At 29.1% G+C, this 21,260-nt stretch carries 19 protein-coding genes and 2 other annotated features (1 of these 21 running past the window's edge); of the genes, 2 read left to right on the top strand and 17 right to left on the bottom strand.

What is annotated here, in order from left to right; translation table 11 throughout:
• The first annotated feature begins 228 nt into the window (after window positions 1–228).
• Together ACTG47_RS08075 and ACTG47_RS08070 are read left to right on the top strand one after the other, a co-directional pair.
• Complete coding sequence (locus ACTG47_RS08075; protein ID WP_479926755.1) at window positions 229–1,473, top strand: anthrax toxin lethal factor-related metalloendopeptidase; 1,245 nt, start codon at window positions 229–231, stop codon at window positions 1,471–1,473.
• Window positions 1,474–1,670: 197 nt separating this feature from the next.
• Window positions 1,671–2,540, top strand: coding sequence for a methionyl aminopeptidase (locus tag ACTG47_RS08070; protein ID WP_169468150.1), 870 nt, complete (start codon window positions 1,671–1,673; stop codon window positions 2,538–2,540).
• Window positions 2,541–2,593: 53 nt separating this feature from the next.
• On the opposite strand, the gene ACTG47_RS08065 is transcribed toward ACTG47_RS08070, so the two are convergent.
• The 17 genes from ACTG47_RS08065 to ACTG47_RS07985 all read right to left on the bottom strand — a co-directional run bounded on the left by ACTG47_RS08065 (window position 2,594) and on the right by ACTG47_RS07985 (window position 20,851).
• A complete protein-coding gene (locus ACTG47_RS08065; RefSeq protein WP_021384372.1) occupies window positions 2,594–2,782 on the bottom strand; it encodes a ferredoxin in 189 nt (62 codons plus the stop codon).
• A gap of 159 nt (window positions 2,783–2,941) precedes the next feature.
• Complete coding sequence (gene epsC, locus ACTG47_RS08060) at window positions 2,942–3,532, bottom strand: serine O-acetyltransferase EpsC (protein ID WP_479926754.1); 591 nt, start codon at window positions 3,530–3,532, stop codon at window positions 2,942–2,944.
• 26 nt (window positions 3,533–3,558) lie between these two features.
• Window positions 3,559–4,467 (bottom strand): cysteine synthase A, encoded by a 909-nt coding sequence (gene cysK / locus ACTG47_RS08055; RefSeq protein WP_479926753.1) that lies wholly within the window; start codon window positions 4,465–4,467, stop codon window positions 3,559–3,561.
• Window positions 4,468–4,704: 237 nt separating this feature from the next.
• A complete protein-coding gene (locus tag ACTG47_RS08050; protein WP_479926752.1) occupies window positions 4,705–5,331 on the bottom strand; it encodes a K(+)-transporting ATPase subunit C in 627 nt (208 codons plus the stop codon).
• 18 nt (window positions 5,332–5,349) lie between these two features.
• Window positions 5,350–7,407, bottom strand: a complete 2,058-nt coding sequence (kdpB, locus tag ACTG47_RS08045; protein WP_479926751.1) for a potassium-transporting ATPase subunit KdpB — start codon at window positions 7,405–7,407, stop codon at window positions 5,350–5,352.
• A 24-nt stretch (window positions 7,408–7,431) separates the two neighbouring features.
• Entirely contained in the window at window positions 7,432–9,108 is a 1,677-nt protein-coding gene (gene kdpA, locus ACTG47_RS08040) for a potassium-transporting ATPase subunit KdpA (RefSeq protein WP_479926750.1), read from the bottom strand.
• A gap of 47 nt (window positions 9,109–9,155) precedes the next feature.
• Window positions 9,156–9,233 carry a K(+)-transporting ATPase subunit F gene (kdpF, locus tag ACTG47_RS08035; protein WP_100852713.1) on the bottom strand — a complete coding sequence of 26 codons (78 nt, stop codon included), beginning with the start codon at window positions 9,231–9,233 and terminating at the stop codon, window positions 9,156–9,158.
• 428 nt (window positions 9,234–9,661) lie between these two features.
• Entirely contained in the window at window positions 9,662–10,294 is a 633-nt protein-coding gene (locus tag ACTG47_RS08030) for a DUF6198 family protein (protein WP_169468159.1), read from the bottom strand.
• Between the two features lie 362 nt (window positions 10,295–10,656).
• Window positions 10,657–11,619, bottom strand: coding sequence for a sugar ABC transporter substrate-binding protein (locus tag ACTG47_RS08025; RefSeq protein WP_479926749.1), 963 nt, complete (start codon window positions 11,617–11,619; stop codon window positions 10,657–10,659).
• Between the two features lie 20 nt (window positions 11,620–11,639).
• Window positions 11,640–12,590: an ABC transporter permease gene (locus tag ACTG47_RS08020; RefSeq protein WP_169468163.1), complete on the bottom strand. Its 951-nt coding sequence runs from the start codon at window positions 12,588–12,590 to the stop codon at window positions 11,640–11,642.
• A 22-nt stretch (window positions 12,591–12,612) separates the two neighbouring features.
• Window positions 12,613–14,109: a sugar ABC transporter ATP-binding protein gene (locus ACTG47_RS08015; protein WP_479926748.1), complete on the bottom strand. Its 1,497-nt coding sequence runs from the start codon at window positions 14,107–14,109 to the stop codon at window positions 12,613–12,615.
• 12 nt (window positions 14,110–14,121) lie between these two features.
• A complete protein-coding gene (locus ACTG47_RS08010; RefSeq protein ID WP_479926747.1) occupies window positions 14,122–15,306 on the bottom strand; it encodes a hypothetical protein in 1,185 nt (394 codons plus the stop codon).
• The gene (locus ACTG47_RS08005; RefSeq protein ID WP_479926746.1) at window positions 15,299–16,249 is read right to left on the bottom strand and encodes an N-acetylglucosamine kinase; all 951 of its coding nucleotides are present in this window, start codon (window positions 16,247–16,249) and stop codon (window positions 15,299–15,301) included. The genes ACTG47_RS08010 and ACTG47_RS08005 overlap by 8 nt, the downstream gene beginning before the upstream one ends.
• Before the next feature lies 1 nt (window position 16,250).
• Complete coding sequence (locus ACTG47_RS08000) at window positions 16,251–17,345, bottom strand: ROK family protein (RefSeq protein ID WP_479926745.1); 1,095 nt, start codon at window positions 17,343–17,345, stop codon at window positions 16,251–16,253.
• A gap of 169 nt (window positions 17,346–17,514) precedes the next feature.
• Entirely contained in the window at window positions 17,515–18,780 is a 1,266-nt protein-coding gene (gene hisD, locus ACTG47_RS07995; RefSeq protein WP_479926744.1) for a histidinol dehydrogenase, read from the bottom strand.
• A 243-nt stretch (window positions 18,781–19,023) separates the two neighbouring features.
• Window positions 19,024–19,518: an exosporium morphogenetic protein CdeM gene (cdeM, locus tag ACTG47_RS07990; RefSeq protein WP_479926743.1), complete on the bottom strand. Its 495-nt coding sequence runs from the start codon at window positions 19,516–19,518 to the stop codon at window positions 19,024–19,026.
• 115 nt (window positions 19,519–19,633) lie between these two features.
• Window positions 19,634–20,851: a homoserine dehydrogenase gene (locus ACTG47_RS07985; protein WP_479926742.1), complete on the bottom strand. Its 1,218-nt coding sequence runs from the start codon at window positions 20,849–20,851 to the stop codon at window positions 19,634–19,636.
• An 85-nt stretch (window positions 20,852–20,936) separates the two neighbouring features.
• Window positions 20,937–21,172: a binding site (T-box leader), on the bottom strand.
• Window positions 21,173–21,237: 65 nt separating this feature from the next.
• Window positions 21,238–21,260 (bottom strand) — a binding site (T-box leader) (it continues 218 nt past the right edge of the window).

Below are 21,260 nucleotides of genomic sequence, written 5' to 3'. Positions count from 1 at the left end.
ACATTATATTATAGAATCGATAAAATGACATGTATTTTACATATGTATAGAATCCATTCTACATGAATCTAACGCTAAATTTTGACATAATAATAACGTATTTATTTTTATAATAAAAAATTCACAAATTATAAAAAATAAAATTTTCAAAAAAATTATAATTTTCAAAAAAATAAATTGACACATATAAAAAAATTATGATACCCTAATAAAAAGGGGGCAATGATTATGGAAAACAATTTAATTATAGCTAAAAACAATAATACTAAATTATCTCAAAATGAATTACTTAAAGTTAATTTACAGATAGGTGTAGATTTTACACTTTTATCAAAATCACTTAAAGCCTTTTACAAAAAAGAAAAAGATTTTTATTGCATTGCTCTTGCGCCATGCAATGTATCTAATGAAAAAGCAGATAGAAAAATAAGCATCTCTGATATGATAAAAGAAATTAACAATTTAATAAAAAGTATAACTGATAAAAATGAACTTTTAAGTGAAGAACTCTTTATTAAAAATTTATCAGAATTTTATGACGTATCTTTAAATGATATTTATATAGAATTAAAACAAGCATATTTATATATTAAAAAAAATACAGATGCTATTAGTATAGAAGACTCTATTGAATATGTATTTGATGTTGATATAAGCAATGAAACAAAAATAAAAGAAAATCCATTAATTAATTTTAATTCGCTTTCTTTAGTAGTTTGGAGTGGTGAAACAAAAAATATTTTACAACAAATGAATATTTTAGACTTAGAAAATATTCACTCTTATCCTATAGAAAACAATACAAATATAACTATCTATGAAAATGATAATTTTCAATCTGAGCTTGATAAAAAAAATGAAGATATGAAGGAAAACAATATAGATATAATTGAACAAATGCTTCTGCTTCCTGATGATTTAGACTATGATAAAGATGAAGTTGAAAATATGAAAAATAGGCTTGCAAATATAAACATTAAGTATTTACAAACACTCAAAGAAAAGGATATAAAAATAAAATTGATAAATTCAAACTTAACTGATGAATCAGAGTTTAAAGATTTAAAGCATCAATTACCTCCATGTTGGGTAAGATCAGGTAAAACTTGGAAAGATGTACCTGGCATATATAGAAACAATTCTATAGTAGTTAAAATAGGCTATAGTAATCCTAGCTATGCAAATGTACATTCAGCTAAAAATTTAGAATTACATGAGACTGCACATGCTATAGATAAAAATGTTTTAAATAAAAAATCGAGTTCAGAAGAATTCATGGAAATATTTGCTCAAGAAAGATATAAACTTTACAACCCAAAACAAGTTGCACATACCTACATTAGCAAGTTTATAGAAGAATTTTTTGCAGAATCATTCGTACACTACTATCTCGATGAAGTTTCAAGAAATATATTAAAAGAAAATTGTCCTTTAACATATAATTTTCTTGAACAGCTTGAATTAGAGTATTAAATACTCTAACTTCCAATAATACATTTGACTATGTTCTCTTTATCAATAGTAACATAATGATACAATTTATATTTTTAATAAAGTGCTATCATTAAAAGATTCTTGTTATTTATGTTATAATATTTATGGTGGCTATGTTTTAAAATAGTTTATGTAACCCATAATTTAAATAAATAATATAAAAAGGATGAAGAGCTATGAAGTTAAATAGAAATGATAATTGTTGGTGTGGAAGTACTAAAAAATATAAAAAATGCCATATGGACATGGATAATAAAATAGATTCATTTGCAAGGTTAGGTCACATTGTGCCAACTCATGATATTATAAAAAATCCAGTGCAAATTGAAGAAATAAAAAAAAGTGCAGTAATAAATACAAAGATTTTAGATTATATTTCAGATAAAATTGAAATTGGAATGTCTACAGAAGATATAAATAAATTAGTCCATGACTTTACACTACAAAATGGAGCTATTCCTGCTCCTTTAGACTATAATGGATTTCCTAAGAGTGTATGTACATCTATAAACAATGAAGTTTGTCATGGTATTCCTAGTAAAGATATTATCTTAAAAGATGGAGATATTATCAATGTAGATGTTTCTACTATTTTTAATGGATACTACTCAGATGCTTCAAGAATGTTTATGATAGGAAATGTTAATGAAAATGCAAGAAAATTAGTCGAGGTTACTAAAGAATGTATTAAAAAAGGTCTTGAAGCTACTAAACCCTGGGGATTCTTAGGTGACATAGGTGATGCTATCAACTCCTATGCTCAAAAAAATGGATACTCTGTTGTCAGAGAAATTGGTGGTCATGGAGTTGGATTAAGCTTCCATGAAGACCCCTTTGTAAGTTATGTATCTAAAAAAGGAACTGAAATGTTATTAGTTCCTGGAATGATATTTACAATAGAACCAATGGTAAATGAAGGTACTCATGAGATTTTCGTTGATGAAGAAAATGATTGGACTATCTATACAGAAGATGGTAAATTATCTGCTCAATGGGAGTGTATGGTTTTAGTTACAGAAACAGGATTTGAAATCTTAACTGAATAAAAGACAAATGCCTATAAAAATTGAAGATTCAATTTTTATAGGCATTTACTTTATTAATGCACGTCTATTGCATCAACTGGACAGCTTTCTCTAGCTTCTTTTGCTGATTCTTCAGCATCACTTGGTATTTCATCAACTATAACATGTGATTTACCATCATCATTCATATCAAATACTTCTGGACATATTGATGGACATAATCCACAACCTATACAAGTATCTTGATTAACATCTGCTTTCATAATAAAATCCTCCTAAACGCTACAAATTTAAAATCTTGTTTGTCAAAGATTGATGAACCAAAACTTTAACATTTAGTTCTTTTTTATTATGTCCTCAGATTTTAAAAAAATACCTTTCAAAATAATTTTCATAAATTTTATTTTATAATCATACTAAATCTATATATAATACACATTATCTAACTCATCATACTCATAGGATACTTCTTTCTTATTCTTTTTTACAGGTTCTAAATTTCTTATTTTTACTATTTTCGCTGGCACCCCAACAACTGTCGCTCCATTAGGTACATCCTTAACAACAACTGAATTTGCACCAATTTTTGAATTGGAACCCACATTTAAAGGTCCTAGTATTTTTGTTCCAGCTCCAATCAATACATCATCACCAACAGTTGGATGTCTCTTTCCTGTGTCCTTTCCTGTACCTCCTAAAGTAGCTCCTTGATATATTGTTACTCTATTACCTACTTCTGCTGTTTCTCCAATTACAACACCCATTCCATGGTCTATTAATATACCTTCTCCCATTTTAGCTCCAGGATGTATTTCTATACCAGTCATAAATCTGGATATCTGAGATATTAATCTTGCTGTAAAAAGCATCTTTTTCTTGTAAAGAGCATGAGCCATCCTATGCATTATCATTGCATGTACTGATGGATAAAGTAAAAAGACTTCTACTTTAGACCTAGCTGCTGGGTCATTTTTCATTATATATTCAATATCTTTATTTATTTTCTTAAACAAAGTATTCACTCCCTCAAATAATTTTTTTAAAATAGTCCCATGGACATATACTTATCTACTCCATCTGGAGCTACTGTTACTATATTTTTATCTGGATATTTTTTAGCCATTTCTATAGCACCAAATATATTTGCTCCAGAAGATATCCCCACTAAAATCCCTTCTTTTGCTGCAAGTAATTTAACTGTGTCAAATGCATCTTCGTCATCTACTAGTATTACTTCATCAACTACACTAGAATCATAATTCTCAGGAACAAAATTAGCACCTATCCCTTGTATTTTGTGAGGTCCAGTTTTGTTTTCTGATATAGCTGGAGATTTTTTTGGTTCAAGTGCGATTATTTTTATATTTGGATTTTGTTCCTTTAAATATCTCGCAGTACCTATTAAAGTACCACCTGTTCCAACTCCACATACGAATATATCTAAATCTTTAACATCATTCATAATTTCAACTGCTGTTGTTTTATAATGTGCATTTGGATTATCTTTATTTTCAAATTGCTTTAAACTTTTATAGTTTGGATTTTCTCTTAAAAGCTCATTTGCTTTTTCTATGGAACCTGCCATTCCAGCTTTTCCATCTGTAAGTACTAAATTTGCTCCATAAGCCTTCATCAAATCTCTTCTCTCAACACTCATAGTCTCAGGCATTACTATTACTACTTCATATCCTTTTAATTTTCCTATCATAGATAATGCAATACCAGTATTTCCACTAGTTGCTTCGACTAATACATCTCCTTTTTTTAATTCTCCTCTTCTTTCTAATCCTTCTAACATTTCATAAACTGCTCTATCTTTTATACTTCCTGCTGGATTTACTTTTTCTAATTTTACATATATGTTAGAACACCCGTTAGTACATCCTAAATTATTCAGCCTTACTACAGGTGTGTTTCCTATCAACTCTAATGCGCTATTATATAACATACTACTTCCTCCTATATGTCTAAATCTATTATCAAATTGATAACGATAAATATATTATAGTATTATCATTTTGATAATGCAACCTTTTTTTGGATTTTATACCTACAATCGTTTTATTCCAAATTTTAGTAATATTCAAACAAAAAAAGTGAAAATCATTATCGATTTTCACCTTTTAAATACAATGTTTTAAACTAAGCCATACACAATACTTTGCTATAAAAACTCTACAAAATACTATATAATACCTAATATTTTTGCAACCTCTACATTAACCTTTAGTACATTTACCCTGTCTTCTCCTAATACTCCAAATAGTTTTTTAGAAGTATTATCATCTACAATTTTTTGTAATTTACTTTCTGATATCCCTGATGCTTTTGCTACAGCAGGTATCTGAACCTTTGCAGAGGCTGGACTTACATTAGGGTCAAGTCCTGAACCTGATGCTGTAAGTAAGTCTGTTGGTATATCTTCTTTTTTAATAGTTGGATTGTCCTTCAAAAACTTTTCTATATCTTTTTGTACTCTATCATGAAGTTCTGGATTTGTTGCTCCATAATTAAAAGAGCCTGATGAAACACCTACATAGGATGTATTTCCATCTTTATCTGGTTTCAAATCTTCTTTTGTATAAGTATTATAGTTTATTGATGATACTCTTCCTTTAAAAAATCTAGCATCTGTAAAGTTTTGACCAATAAGTTCTGTACCTACTTTTACACCATTTACTTCTATCATACTTCCATTAGCTTTATCTCTAAATGCAACTTGACTTATGCCTGTCAAAGCAAGTGGATATACAAGTCCACAAACAACTAACAATACAAGACTTACAAGCAATGCTGGTTTTAATGTTTTCATTTTTATATCCTCCATTTGTTAACCTAAATTAAGAACCATTACTAAAGGTGTAATTAATAAATCAATTAATTTTATTCCTAAAAATGGCACTATAACTCCACCAAGACCAAATATAATCATATTTCTCATTAACATAGCTTGTGACTTCATAGGTCTATATTTTACCCCTTTCATTGCAAGAGGTATTAAACAAGGGATAATTATAGCATTAAATATTAAAGCTGATAATATCGCACTAAATGATGTAGAAAGTTTCATTATATTTAATATCTCCATTTGAGGTATTGCAAGAGTAAATATAGCTGGTATAATTGCAAAATATTTTGCAACATCGTTTGCTATACTAAAAGTTGTCAAAGCTCCACGAGTTATCAAAAGTTGTTTTCCTATTTCAACAACTTCTAATATCTTAGTTGGGTCTGAATCTAAATCCACCATATTTGCTGCTTCTTTTGCGGATGTTGTACCACTATTCATAGCAAGACCTACATCTGCCTGAGCAAGTGCAGGAGCATCATTTGTTCCATCACCCGTCATAGCTACTATTTTGCCTTCTAATTGTTCTTTCTTTATAGCATCTATTTTATCTTCTGGTTTACATTCTGCAATAAATCCATCTACTCCAGCTTCTCTTGCAATTGTAGCTGCTGTTAGGGGATTATCTCCTGTACACATTATTGTTTTTATTCCTATCTCACGAAGTCTAGCAAATCTTTCTACAAGCCCTGATTTAACAGTATCCTTTAAGTAGATAATTCCATATATCTCATTATCTACACATACTACTAAAGGAGTTCCTCCTAATTTAGCTACTCTGTTTACATTTTCTTCTAAATCTTCTGGTACTACCCCACCAGATTCTTTTATTCTTTTTATTATACTATCATAAGCACCTTTTCTTATAGCTCTACCATCAGCTAAATTAATTCCACTCATTCTAGTCTGTGCAGAAAATTCTATGAATTCAGCTTCATTTGCCTCTTTTGTTTTACCTGTTGATCCCAATTTCACACCTAAATCAACTATAGACTTTCCTTCTGGTGTATCATCTTTTAATGAACACATAACAGAATAATTTATTAAGTCTTTTGAATCTGCATTTCCAACTGCTATAAATTCTGATGCAAGTCTATTTCCATAAGTAATGGTACCTGTCTTATCTAAAATCATAGTATCAACATCACCACAAGCTTCTACTGCTTTTCCTGACATTGCAATCACATTGAATCTAGTTACTCTATCCATACCTGCAATACCAATGGCTGACAATAATCCACCTATAGTAGTTGGTATTAAGCAAACCAAAAGTGCTATCATAGTAGAAATTGGAATCTTTACTCCTGCATAATTTGCCATTGGATAAAGAGAAATTAAAACAACCATAAATATAAGTGTTAACCCTACTAACAAGGTATTTAAGGCAATCTCATTTGGTGTTTTTTGTCTTGAAGCACCTTCCACAAGAGCTATCATTTTATCTAAGAATGATTCTCCTGGTTTTGTTGTTATTTTTATTTTTAACCAGTCACTTACAACTGTAGTACCCCCTGTAACAGAAGCAAAGTCTCCACCAGATTCCCTCATAACAGGTGCGGATTCTCCAGTTATTGCTGATTCATCCACAGAAGCTATTCCTTCTATAACTTCTCCATCATTTGGAATAACTTCTCCTGCATTTACCAAAACAATATCGCCAAGTTTTAATTCACTTGCACTTATCATTTTTTCATTTCCTAGCTTGTCTAAAACCCTTGCTACTGTGTCTTTTCTAGTTTTCTTCAATGTATCTGCTTGGGCTTTTCCTCTACCTTCAGCTACAGCTTCAGCAAAATTAGCAAAAAGAACCGTTATAAATAATATTATTGTCACAATCCCATTATATGCTCTTAAATTATTACCTTCATCTCCAAATAAACTAGGCATTATTGTAAGTATCAATGTTACTATAAATCCAATCTCTACAACAAACATAACTGGATTTTTCATCATATATTTAGGATTTAACTTTTTAAAAGCTTCTATAATGGAAGTTTTGAATATATCTTTTGTAATAAACTTTGTTTTTTTAGTTTCCATAAAACTTTACTCCCTCCCAATTTTTTAGTGCCATAACACTAGATGCTCTGAAATAGGTCCAAGCGCTAAGGCTGGGAAAAATGTTAAAGCACCAACAATTAAAACAACCAGTACTAAAATTATTGTAAATGTGAAATTATCTGTTCTAAGTGTTCCTATACTTTCACTTACAGCTTTTTTAGATGCCAATAAACTTGATATCGCAAGTAGTATTATAATAGATACATATCTTCCAAAGAACATAACTATGCCTGTTGTTATATTCCAAAACATAGTATTATCTCCTAGACCTTCAAATCCTGAACCATTATTAGCTGCTGAAGATGCAAATTCATATAATACTTGTGATAATCCATGGAATCCAGGATTTGAAATTCCTTCAAGCCCTGCTGGTACTGCAACTGAAAGACCAGAAAACATAAGTATCAAAAGTGGATGTAATATAATAAGTAAAGCAATAAGCTTCATTTCTTTTCCTTCTATTTTCTTAGTCAAAAACTCTGGTGTTCTTCCTACCATCAATCCACATAAAAATACTGCTATTATAGCATACATCAACATATTCATAAGACCTACGCCTTTACCACCAAACACGACATTTAACATCATATTCAAAAGTGGTACTAAACCTCCTAAAGGAGTTAAGGTATCATGCATATTATTAACTGTACCTGTTGTAAATGAAGTAGTTACTGTTGTAAATAATGCAGACTGTGCTATACCAAATCTAACTTCCTTACCTTCCATACTTCCCATACTTTGACTAAGCCCTAATTGTGACAAAATAGGATTTCCTGCACTCTCTGCTTTAAAACAAACCGCTAGACCTATTAAAAATATGATTGACATTGCACCAAACACAACCCAACCTTGTTTTTTATTCTTTATCATATGCCCAAATGCAACAACACAAGCTCCTGGTAATATCATCATAGACAACATTTCTACTATATTTGATATAATAGTAGGGTTTTCAAATGGGTGTGATGAATTTGAACCAAAGAATCCACCACCATTTGTTCCTAGATGTTTGATTGATTCAAGAGCTGCTACAGGCCCTCTAGCTATATCTTGAAGCTTTCCTTCTATAGTAGTCACTGTTTCTGTTCCAGCAAAAGTTTGTGGTACTCCTTGTGTAACCAATATAATTCCAACAATTAAAGCTACTGGTAAAAGTACTCTTGTTGTTATTCTAATTAAATCTACATAAAAATTTCCCAATGTTTTCTTTTTACCAACCAAACCTCTTACAAATGCCATAGCAGCTGAATATCCTGTTGCTGCTGATGTAAACATCATGTATATTATCACTGTCATCTGACTAAAGTATGAAAGCCCTGATTCTCCTGAATAATGTTGAAGGTTTGTATTTGTCATAAAACTTATTATTGTATTGAATGATAAACCTTGCTCCATACCTTTAATTCCACTTGGATTAAAGATATGCATACTTTGAGTTCTAAGTATGATGTATCCTATAAATACCATAGCTGCATTTGTAAATACTAAAGCTAGAGCATACTGTTTCCAGTTCATTTCTTTTTTCTTATCTATACTACATACCTTATATATACAATTGTCTACTTTATCAAATAGTCTATCTCCAAATGTTTTTTGATTAGTAGCTATATGATATAGATACTTGCCCATAGGTATTACTAAAATCATAAAAATCGCTAACACTATTACTATCTGCACCATAAAAATTGTTCCCCCCAATTCAACTTACTTATTAGTCTTTATACTGTTTAAAATTTTTCAGGATTAATAAGCGCATACACCAAATATATTATTAACATTATAATTACAACTGCCAGAAACCACATAGGTAATCCCTCCATACATTACATTATTTTTTTTCCGTTTGTTTCCCACACCATTCAGCAAGCAACTTCATGGAAATAAATCCTATGAGTAACAATGCTATCATAACTATATCCAACATTTTGACTCCTCCATTTAATTTAATTTCTTTTACAAATATTAGCTTTGTATTGCTACTTCATTTATCTTATCATTTTAAGTATAAAGATAGGATTAAGAAACATCTGTTACTGATTAGTATTTCATAAATATAAAAAGTGAGTTTTTAAAATATACATCTAGCAATCGTATTCCTAGCAATTCCAATACAAGCCCCTATATCAACCTTATAAAAATCCAGATAAAAAAGTATATCTTTATAAATATGTGTACACAAAAAAAGATGGCAAATTTGCCATCTTTAATAAAAGATAATGTTATTTAATTTATATTAACATTCTGGAACTATGTCATTACTTATATCCATATCTAAACTTTTACCATGATAATAAATAAAATCAATTACTTTACCACTAATTGTAACAGCAATCAAAGAATAAAATATATCAAAAGCTGATAGATAAAATAATGATAACAACAATACAATAACATCTGTTGCTAAATAAACTTGCCCTATGTTCAAAGATGTAGTCTTAGAAATTACTAATGCTAAAGCATCGTCTCCTCCTGATGCACAACCCGCTTTTACTACTATACCTACACCAATTCCGACAGTTACACCTGCCAAAACAGTTGATAAAAGCATATTTTGTGATTGTGGTACCAGAGGCCCTATAGCTTCAAATAAATCATATAACACTGAAAAAGTTATAGAAGCTACTATTGAATATATAAGGAATTTTTTACCGAAAAATTTATATCCTACTAAAAGTAGTAAACCATCTATTACAACATTTGCTATTGCTGGTTGTATATTGAATAAATTTTTTAACAGTAGTAAAATACCTAACACTCCACCTTCTGTTATGTTGTTTAAATAATAAAAATTGTAAACTCCAAATGCTAATATTGCTGAACCTAAAAATATAAGTCCAATCCTTTCTAAAAATAACCGCCTGGCCATACATATCCCTTCCTTTTTCTTAATTTATATATATTATATACAAAAGAATTGGCTTTGTATACCGCACTTTTCAAATCTTTAATTATACAAAATTTTTATATTTTTTTCAACATTTTTTTTATGTTTTTTTATGTTTTTTTAGCTCAATATCTATACCTTAGTAATTACAACACCTCAGACGTTTTCCTTTTTCACAAAAGTTTATATTAATTTGACTTATAATTTAGTATAATTAAGTCTTTGTTTATATTAATTTTTTATTTGTTTAGAAATACTATCCAATAATCTATAGATAAGTTTACAAAAAAAGAGTTACTTTAGAAACTATATAAAGTAACTCCATAAACTTTATTTGTTATATATTACCATTCACCTTTAAATTCTGAAATGTTATCCTTGTTAACTTCAACTTGCTTAATCTGTGTAACAGGCTCTACTTTTTCACCTTTTAAAATCTTAGATGCCTTTTCTACAACTAATGCTCCTTCTTCTACAGCAGACATATATGTTGTCCCATCTATTAATCCATCAGTTACAGCTTTTAATCCATCTTTACTTCCACCCAAGCCTATAACTTTAACTTTATCTTTAAGACCAGCATCTTTTAAAGCTTGCCCTGCTCCTGTAGCAGAGTTGTCGTCTTGGCATATTATAACATTAAAATCAGTTTTCTTTTGAATTAAGTCTTCTGTTACTTTTAAAGCTTGCTCTTTTTCCCAATTTGAAGTTTGATTATAAATTATTTGTATATTACTATCTTTTAATTCTTTTTCAAGACCTTTTTTTCTTAATACTTGTGGAGTAGTTCCTGGAACACCTTCTATTAATACAGCTTTTCCACCAGCTTCTCCTAATAAGTTTTTAGCAACCTTACCTGTTAATGCTCCTGTCTCTTCCTCATTTTGTCCTATATATGTAACTAAACCTTTAAATTCTCCTGTTGGATTACTTCCTATAGAATTTGTAAATGCTATTATAGGAACATCTGAATCATTAGCTGCTTTAACTATTCTCTCACTTACAGCAGAATCAACTCCACATAATGCAATCATATCTACACCTTTAGCCATAAAATCTTCAGCTTGTGACAATTGTTTACTAGCATCCCATTGAGCATCTGCATATTCTACATTTACACCTAACTCTTTAGATTTTGCATCTATACCTTGTTTAGTTGCTACAAAGTAACCTGTTGAACCTGGTAGTAATACTGCTATTTTCTTTTCTCCATTTTTTTCTTTGCCACCACCATTTGAACAACCAACCAAACTAAATATCATAACAAGTGATAGCAACAATGCTAAATGTTTCATTAACTTTTTCATAAAAAAATCCCCCTTATTTTTTATCTTGAAGCAAGCTTTTTCTTGCTATAAGAATCAAATCCAACTGCTGCTAAAATTATTAATCCTTTAAATATGTATTGGAAATACACATCTATTCCAAGAAGATTAAAACTGTTGTTTATAACACTCATAAGTAATACACCTATAACAGTTTTAAGTACAGAGCCAGACCCCCCTGCTACTGATGTACCTCCTATTACTACAGACGCAATTGCATCCATATCATATCCTTCACCTGCAATCGCAGTTGCAGTTCCAAGCCTTCCAGTTAGTACAATACCAGCTATTCCTGCAAGTATAGCATTAATAGTAAATACTTTTATTTTATGAGAATCTACATTTATGCCATTAAGTTTACTTGCTTCTTGATTCCCTCCTACAGAATAAACATATCTACCAAACTTAGTTCTATTAAGTACAATAAATGAAACTAGTACTACTATAAAGAAAATTACCACTGGTATTGGTATATTAAACAAATATCCATTTCCAATGTAATCAAGTATTGGTATATTTTCAGTAATTGGATACCCTCCTGTAAGCATCAATAGCAATCCTCTTACAATGGTAACCATAGCCATAGTAGCTATCAGCGATGGTACATTTATCTTGGCAACTACTATCCCATTGATTAACCCTATTACTGCACAAATTGCTATACCTATAAGCATAGATACAAACAAGTTAGTTCCACCAGTTGCAAACTTCATTGTTATGGCACCTGCAAGAGCTGCTACTGCTCCAACTGATATATCAAAGTTCCCAGATATTATAACAAAAGTCATACCTGCTGAAATTATTCCAATTATAGAAGATTGTCGTAAAAGATTAAGTATATTTTGCTTACCTAAAAATGATGGAGTTGCAATACTTATAGCTATACATAAAGCCAAAAAACCTAGTAATACTCCATAATCTCTTAAATTCAATTTCTCAAAAGCTTTTTTCATGTTAGTCCTCCATTTTCATTTTTTATACATTAAATATACTGTTCATTATGTCTTGAACCTTTATATTTTCATTTTTTAGCTCATCTACAATAGAACCTTCTCTAGTTACTAAAATTCTATCACTTACTCTTATTACTTCTTCTAAATCAGAAGATATAAATATTACTCCTATTCCTTTACGTGAAAATTCCTTTATTGTATTAAAAATATCTTCTTTTGCAGCAATATCTATTCCTTTTGTCGGTTCATCATATATTATTACATCCAAGTCTTTGTCTAACCATTTAGAAACTACTACTTTTTGTTGATTTCCACCACTAAGTTCCTTTACTTCTTGTTTTACATCGCTAATTTTTATTCCCAGCTCTTTGACACCTTTTTTAGAGAACTCAATTTCTCTATTTCTATCTATAAACAATAATTTCTTAAACTTATCAATTTGCACTGATGCTGAATTGGTATATATAGCTTGCTCTAAAATTAATCCCAGATTTTTTCTATCTTCAGGAATCAGACCTATTTTATTCTTTATAGCAATTTTAGGAGAAGTTATCTCCGCTTTTTTACCATTAATACATATGTCTCCACTATCTTTATTCTCTATCCCAAATATCAAATTTATAATTTCAGTTCTTCTTGAACCTACAAGACCTGCAAGACCTACAACTTCACCTCTATAAACTTTAAATGAAACATTTTTTATTTTATTAGACCAACTTATATTATTAACTTCTAGTACTGGAGGTTCTTCATACTTTGCAAATGTATAATCCTTTTTCTCAATAAGTTTGTGATTATCATCACCTGTCATAAGTTGAGTTATTTTTAATTTAGTTAAATCTTTTACATCATAAGTTCCAACCATAACTCCATTTTTCATTATACTTGTACTATCACATACCTTAAATACTTCCTCTAATATATGAGAAATATAAACTATAGTTTTACCTTTAGATTTTAATCTGTTTATTATTTTAAACAGTCCCTCTTTTTCATTATTAGTAAGTGATGTTGTCGGTTCATCCATTATGATAATTTCAGAATTACATGAAACTGCTTTCATTATCTCAACCATTTGTTGATTTGCTACACTCAAATTAGACACCACTATCTGTGCGTCTATATTAAAATCAAAATCTTCACAAATCTTCATATATTCTTCCAACATATCTTTCTTATCTAAAAACACAATTCCTTTTAAGGTCTCTCTACCAAGAAAAACGTTTTCGATAACTGTAAGTGTTGGTATCAAACTTAATTCTTGATAAATTATACTAATACCATTTTCTTTAGAATGATGCGGATTTTTAAACATAATTTCTTTACCATCTAAAATTACTTTACCTTTAGTTTGAGAATGAACTCCTCCTAAAATTTTAATAAGTGTAGATTTTCCTGCACCATTAGCTCCCAAAAGAGCTCTTACTTCCCCCTTTTCTAATTCAAAATCTATACCATTTAAAACATCTACTTTTCCAAAACTTTTACATATTTGTTGCATTTCCAATATTTTACTCACTATATCACCTCACTAATTTCCAAACCATTTTATAATTTCATCAATATTTTCTTTTGGTGCTGATAACAAGTCCCAAGATAAAACATATCCTTTTACTGTAGTCTTATTTATATTTGAAATATTTTCACTTATATATTTAGGTGTAACAGGAGCTATAATTCCTTTTTTATTAATTTCAATGCCTACATATATATCTTTAGTAAGATTTTTTGTCATAAAATTTATTTCTTCTAGTACAAATTTTATAGGATATACATCCCCTTCATACTCTCTAATCCCTAAAATATCTAAGAATTTTTGTTTTACAATCTCTTTATTTTCATGTACAGATTCATCAATAAGTCTTTCAAATTCAAATGGTAAACCCGCTGGAGCTTTCGTAATTCTATACATCATTGGTTTTATAAAATCGGCTACTTCTTGTAATTTTTCTAAATCTTGACCCGTAAAGTAAGAAATAAAAGGAGAAAAAGTATCTATACCTATTTTCAATCCTTTATCTTTAAAATAACTACTTATCTCTACTAATGCGTTGTATATACTTTGATTTTTTATTTCGAAAAAACTTTCCCATATTTTATTTTTAAATTTGTATTTTCCATTAATGTATTCTGTTATGCCAAATGGAGTATATTCATTACTTCTAACTTTATTAGATACATTATTCATTTCTATCATTAATGACTTTTTATCTATATTATTTTTTTCATATATATTTAAACAATCTTTACAAAAACAATTAAAAACACCATTTAACTTATTCGAAAAAGAACCATACCTTATCTTATCTAGAAAAATTCCATCAAATTCAATTTCACTAAAATAAGTACTATATATTTTCTTTACATTTTTTATATTTTCCTTATCGTTTGGGCAATAAAATTCAAAGTTCTCATCTTCTTGCAAAGCGTATCCTGTAACATCCCTTCCAGTATAATCAATTAGTAAATTACTTTTTTCAAGCAATCCTATTTCTGAAAAGCATGGTAACCAAAGGTATAATTCAACATTATATTTATTTAATAACTTTTTAGTTTTTATATATAGCTCTTTATCTACACTCCAACCCATAATAACCTTTTCTATATCAATACATTCCAATAATTCTAATAGTTTACATTTTATATCATTAAATTTTATTTCTTTATTTTTAAATCCGCCTGTAAAAATTTGTACTATTACTTTTTTTCTATCCATGTTTGACCCTCCTATCAGCTAATGCCATAGCAAGTCTTATACCTCCATATACAGGCTGATTTTCTTGAAGTATAAAGTTTAATTTTTTATCTATGTTTTCTGTTTTTAAATTATTCATTAACATTTGAGCATATATAGTTCTGTTTAATGTACCACCAGACAAAACTATATTTATTTCACTTTTATCCTTTTTAATTGAATTAGAGATTTTACTTAATATTACTTGAGCTAGTTTAGACAATTCAATTGATGACTCTCTTAATATTTCAATAGCTAACTTATCACCCTGTTCAGCACAATCAATAACTAATGAAGCTAAATTTGCTATTTCAACATTGTTGTTTATTTCAGTAATCATATATGTAAGTTTCTCAAAGCTATCTGCATTAAAGAAACATAAAACATAATTAAACAAATCACTATACTCATGACACTCATCACAATAAAGTAAAACCTTCTTTAATAATTTTCTTCCTATATCATATCCAGAACCCAAATCACTAAAATTATATCCCCATCCACCAGCTCTATATATTTCTCCATCTTCTCTAATTCCTAATACAATCGAACCTGTACCAGCTACAATTACTAGACCAGGAGCATCAGTTTGTGCATAAAATGCTAAAACCGCATCATTTACTAGATATATTTTTTCTTTGTTAAGTCCAATTTTCAATATTTCATCCATTATAATCTCATAATCATTAGGAGAATCGCATCCTGATATACCAAATACCATATACTCAATATCGTCATAATTAATATGTAAATCTTTTAATATTTTCTCAAGTCCATCATTAATATTTTCATATGTTTTTTGAATTCCAACTGACTTATAATTAGTTGAACCAGTGGTATGTTCTTTAAGTATGTTTCCATCTAAATCACTTGCACAAAATTTTGTTTTTGTTCCTCCTCCATCTATTGAAATCAAATATTTCACATTAATAGCCTCCTTTTTTATTAGACAAGGAGTATTGATAGTCAGTTTCTTTTAAACACATACTAATTACTCCATTTATACTTCCTTCTCTCAATGACTCTACTTTTATTAATTTAGGAAAGTTTTCTTCTCCCACACTCTTGCTTACATCTTTTTCTATAAATTCCATGTCAAACTTCGTTAATATACTACATTGTATAATCATAGCTTCTGGATTTAAAACACATACAAGAGTTCTTACAAAAGTTGATATTATAGATAAGATTTCTTTTTTAAAGTTATCATTTTTACTCTCCAAATATCTTTTTCTTAAACTTAGAATATAGTCTTCAATATTTAAGTTTTCATGGTTATGCTTATTAAACTCCATATTTAAATAACTCAATTCTCCAGCGAAATTTGTGGAGCCTAGATATAACTCACCATTTATAACTATACCTGAGCCAATCCCATCTTCTAAATACATAAGAGCCATATTTTTATATTCATCTTTATACTGTTTTTGATAGATTCCAATAGTAGTAATGTTTGTATCATTTTCTATAAATACTTCAGTATTGTATTTACTCTTGATTAAAGTCTCTAAATTTATACCTTCCCAACTTTTTATAGTTGGTATATTCTTAACCACGCCATTTTTTACAACTCCTGGAACACCAATTCCAATAGCTCTTATACTGTTTCCTCTTACCCTTTCTATTAAAGTATCTATAACAAAAAAAGTGTCTTGGTTAACGTTTTCATACGTATCCATTCTTATGTTAAATTCTTCTTGATACGTTATATCACCTAATAAATTTGCAACTACTCCTATACAGCTATTTCTATAATAATATAAAGCTATTATATGTTCTAAGTTTGCATTTATTTCAAATAACTGTGCTCTTCTCCCTCCAGTAGATTCACTTAATCCACTTACTTTAACTTCATTTTTTAAAGCCAATTGTTCTACAGTTTTATTAACTGTAGCTAAACTCAATTCAGTAATACTTGAAATTTCTGGTTTCGTTATGGGACCTTCATTTTTTATAATATTTTTTATTAAATCTTCATTTACTTTCTTTATCGTTTGTGGCTTTCCAACTATATTTTTCATAAACAACACCTTACTTTATAAACTTTATTTATTAAGTTTAGTATAATATCTGTAATATAAATTTGTCAATAAGTTTTCAATAAAAAAAGCCATTTCAAGCTGAACTAAAATTATTATGAAATGACTTTTATATTAAAATAGCTAATTTAAAAATAAATTTTTGCAAAATCTACTTTTTAAACCTCACTTCAGCTGCCTTTGCATGTGCATATAATCCCTCTTCTTTTGCTAACTTTTCTGCAACAGGAGCTAACATTTTTATGGCCTTTTCATTCAATATCTGCTTTGTACAAGTTTTTATAAATGTACCAACCCAAACACCACCAGTATATCTTGATGCTTTAAGTGTTGGCAATGTATGATTAGTACCTGAAACATAATCACCAAATACTTCAGCAGAAAGATTTCCAATGAATAGAGAACCATAGTTAGTTAATTTATCACAAATCTCATCATACTTCTCTACTGCAACTTCTAAATGTTCTGGTGCATAAAAATTACTTATTTTAATGGCTTCTTCCATATCATCAACTAGAATTATCTCACCATTATTTTCCCATGAACTATATGCTATATCCTTTGTTGGCAAATCTTCTAACATAATTTTTATGTTTTTTTCAACTTCCTCTGCTATTTCTAAGCTATTTGTTAATAATATTCCTCTTGCATTTAAATCATGCTCACATTGTGCTAACAAATCAGCCGCAATATAAACTGGATTTGAAGTTTCATCAGCTATTATAAGAACTTCACTTGGACCAGCTACAAAATCAATTCCCACTTGACCATAACACTGTCTTTTAGCTTCAGTTACAAATTTATTTCCTGGTCCTACAATTATGTCAACTGGATTAATCTTTTCTGTACCATATGTAAAAGCTGCTATAGCTTGGACACCTCCAGTTGCATATATTTCATCAGCTCCTGCTATGTCCATAGCTACCAATGTTTTAGGATTTATATCTTCAGTATTTTTCATAGTTGGCGAACATGCTACTATTCTTTTTACACCTGCAACTTTTGCAGGTATTATAAGCATAAGTGCTGTTGAAAATAATGGATATTGTCCACCTGGAACATATGCGAGACATGACTCTATTGGAATATTAGTTTGACCTAAGATTACCCCTGGATAAATTTCTTTTTCAAATGAATTTTCAAAACTTAATTTTTGAGCCTTAGCAAATTCTCTTATATTTTCAGCAGCTATCTTCAAATTATTTATAAATTCCTCATCTACATGTTTATAAGCTTCTTTTATCTCTTCTTTAGTTATTCTAAATTCATCTCTTGTATTTCTATCAAACTTCTCATTGTATTTTTTAAGTGCAACAGCCTTATCTCTTCTTATATCTTCTATTATAGAACTTACTTGCTCTCTTAAAACTTTTTCATCTACCTTTTCTTTTGTACTTGATGTCTTAATGTTTTTCATTTCTTACCTCCCAATTTTACAATATTATCCTTATTTAAGATACATAAATAAATAAAGACTCCCATCCTCTATTAAAAGCTAGAGGATAGGAGTCTAATCATATTGTACTCACCTCACTAACTGAGCACTATTTGTCTAATAACTATACTTATATTTCTTCTAATCATTAATTTTTTTCTGAATTTTCTCTTTATTATACATAATATGATATATTTTAACTATTGATTTGTCAATAAAATTCTTTTATTTTCTACAGCAGTTACAATTAGGTTTATGGCATTTATGGCAACCATTGTTATTATTTCCGCCATTATTTCCATTTCTTCTAGCTTCACATTCCATACCTTTATCAAATAATCTAGCAGCTTCTGCTAAATATTCTATTCCTCTATAATTGAACTCAGAATATTCATCCCAGTATTTTTCTGCTTGTTCCCATAATTTTCTAGCTTCACATTCATATGCTAATGCTTCTTTTTTTCTTTCTGCAGATTCGCAGAATGCTTCTCTAGCTTCTCTTTCTCTTATTTCAGCTTCTCTTCTAAATCTTTCACAATTTCTAGGTCTATTTTCTTCTTGATTTGAACATCCACAGTTTGAACCTCTTCTTTCTCTATCTTCATCATATGCTGCTCTTTCAAATTCTTCTCCATCATTTTGGAACCATTTAGCTGTAGCTTCTCCTCTTTCATACCAATCTTCTGGATAACCACCATTTGCATATTTTTTATTTTCCATATAACATATCTCTCCTTTTAATTTTAATTTTTTATGAGATGTTTTGTTTTATCTCATAGTATATAGTATTAAAGTCGTCAAAATATGTTACATATAAACTTATTTTTTTCCTTTTTTAACTTATTTTCAACATTTTATTTATTTTTTCGCAATATCCCTTATCCTTTATTAGACATAAGCTGTTATTTATTTCGTACTCAGAATCAGCATAAACCATAATAGCAAGTTCATCATCATCATTTAAAATATCATAATTTACTAGGCAATTCTCAACTATATTTAGTATTTCATCTTTATTACATTTTTTAAATCTAAGAAGTGCTCCACATTTTTCTCTAACTATCTTATTAACTTGTATTTTATCCTTAGTAAAAGAGTCTATACTTGAAACTCTATTATCTATTATATCAATAACATCTGAGTAAACTGCACTCCCTGTTGCTAGACTTCCAGCTCCCTTACCTACAAAAGAAACTTCTCCTACTGAATCACCATTTACTATAACAGCATTAAATTCATTATCTATTCTAGCAAGTATATTATCTTTTTCTACTAGGACAGGTCTAACAAAAGCACTTACTTTATGATTTTCATACTTACTTTGACCAATTAATTTTATCTTACAATTTAATCTCTTTGCATATTCAATATCTTTTTCATCTATATCTGTAATTCCCTCTAAATATACATCTTTCCAATACACTCTATTGTCATAAGCTAGAGTTGATAATATTGATAGTTTTCTAGCAGCGTCATATCCTAATACATCTGACTCTGGATTTGCTTCAGCAAAACCTAATTCTTGAGCCTGTTTTAATGCCATATCATAAGATAAATTCTCGTCATACATTTTAGACAATATAAAGTTAGTAGTTCCATTTAAAATAGCATTTATACTATCTATGTTATTTCCTTCTAATGATTCTATTATTGGTTTTAATACTGGTATCCCTCCAGCGACTGAAGCTTCAAATTTTATACTTACCTTATTTTCACTTGCTAATTTTGCAAGCTCATCTCCACATTCAGCTAGTAAATCTTTATTTGCTGTAACAACATGAATTTTATTATTTAAAGCCTTTTTAATATAAGATAATGTTGGTTCTAAACCACCCATAACTTCTACAAGTATATCTATATCTTTTTCAAATATATCATCTATATTATTAGTTATTATATTAGAGTATTTTTTATCTTTATGTTTTTCCAAATTATTAACTAAAATTCCAGCTATCTCTATATTTCTTTTTTCTTTATTATTATCTATTATATCTATAAGCCCACTTCCTACAGTTCCATATCCTAGTACTCCAATTTTTACTTTATTCTCCATTTTATTATCCTCCTAAAATTTATAATTTTCCGATTTTTTTTTATTTTCAATCTTTTATTGCAATAAAAATAGACTCATCCCTAGATAAAGGGACGAGTCTATACTCGCGGTTCCACCCAATTTGATTTTATCATTTATTGATAAAATCCACTTTACACTTTAACGCAGTTAACGGTTAATCTTACTAGAACCTTTTAAGGTAACTTCAGACCACAGCTCCTAGGTAGTTTTCAATTTTTCAAACTTAGAAAGTCTTTCAGCCTTTGAACTTTCCTCTCTGATAGTCGAACTAAATCTACTCTTCCTATTCATCGCTTTTATATTTTTTATGATTATTATAATTACTATTTATATTTTTAAATAACAAAAAACTCTCATCCTTATAACATAAGGACGAGAGTATTATTCC

The sequence above is a fragment of the Clostridioides sp. LIBA-6622 genome, assembly GCF_056716095.1.
Note: the sequence above shows the minus strand (reverse complement) of the source record. Positions and strands in the feature narration are given on the sequence as shown.

What these genes read in the sequence shown, in the direction of transcription:
- cdeM (WP_479926743.1), bottom strand. Translation starts at nt 19,518, where the DNA reads ATGGAAAATAAAAAATATGCAAATGGTGGTTATCCAGAAGATTGGTAT.
- kdpB (WP_479926751.1), bottom strand. Translation starts at nt 7,407, where the DNA reads ATGGAAACTAAAAAAACAAAGTTTATTACAAAAGATATATTCAAAACT.
- ACTG47_RS07985 (WP_479926742.1), bottom strand. Translation starts at nt 20,851, where the DNA reads ATGGAGAATAAAGTAAAAATTGGAGTACTAGGATATGGAACTGTAGGA.
- ACTG47_RS08070 (WP_169468150.1), top strand. Translation starts at nt 1,671, where the DNA reads ATGAAGTTAAATAGAAATGATAATTGTTGGTGTGGAAGTACTAAAAAA.
- ACTG47_RS08000 (WP_479926745.1), bottom strand. Translation starts at nt 17,345, where the DNA reads ATGAAAAATATAGTTGGAAAGCCACAAACGATAAAGAAAGTAAATGAA.
- cysK (WP_479926753.1), bottom strand. Translation starts at nt 4,467, where the DNA reads ATGTTATATAATAGCGCATTAGAGTTGATAGGAAACACACCTGTAGTA.
- hisD (WP_479926744.1), bottom strand. Translation starts at nt 18,780, where the DNA reads ATGAAAAACATTAAGACATCAAGTACAAAAGAAAAGGTAGATGAAAAA.
- kdpF (WP_100852713.1), bottom strand. Translation starts at nt 9,233, where the DNA reads ATGTGGTTTCTGGCAGTTGTAATTATAATGTTAATAATATATTTGGTG.
- ACTG47_RS08065 (WP_021384372.1), bottom strand. Translation starts at nt 2,782, where the DNA reads ATGAAAGCAGATGTTAATCAAGATACTTGTATAGGTTGTGGATTATGT.
- ACTG47_RS08020 (WP_169468163.1), bottom strand. Translation starts at nt 12,590, where the DNA reads ATGAAAAAAGCTTTTGAGAAATTGAATTTAAGAGATTATGGAGTATTA.
- ACTG47_RS08030 (WP_169468159.1), bottom strand. Translation starts at nt 10,294, where the DNA reads ATGGCCAGGCGGTTATTTTTAGAAAGGATTGGACTTATATTTTTAGGT.
- ACTG47_RS08010 (WP_479926747.1), bottom strand. Translation starts at nt 15,306, where the DNA reads ATGGATAGAAAAAAAGTAATAGTACAAATTTTTACAGGCGGATTTAAA.
- ACTG47_RS08075 (WP_479926755.1), top strand. Translation starts at nt 229, where the DNA reads ATGGAAAACAATTTAATTATAGCTAAAAACAATAATACTAAATTATCT.
- kdpA (WP_479926750.1), bottom strand. Translation starts at nt 9,108, where the DNA reads ATGGTGCAGATAGTAATAGTGTTAGCGATTTTTATGATTTTAGTAATA.
- ACTG47_RS08025 (WP_479926749.1), bottom strand. Translation starts at nt 11,619, where the DNA reads ATGAAAAAGTTAATGAAACATTTAGCATTGTTGCTATCACTTGTTATG.
- ACTG47_RS08050 (WP_479926752.1), bottom strand. Translation starts at nt 5,331, where the DNA reads ATGAAAACATTAAAACCAGCATTGCTTGTAAGTCTTGTATTGTTAGTT.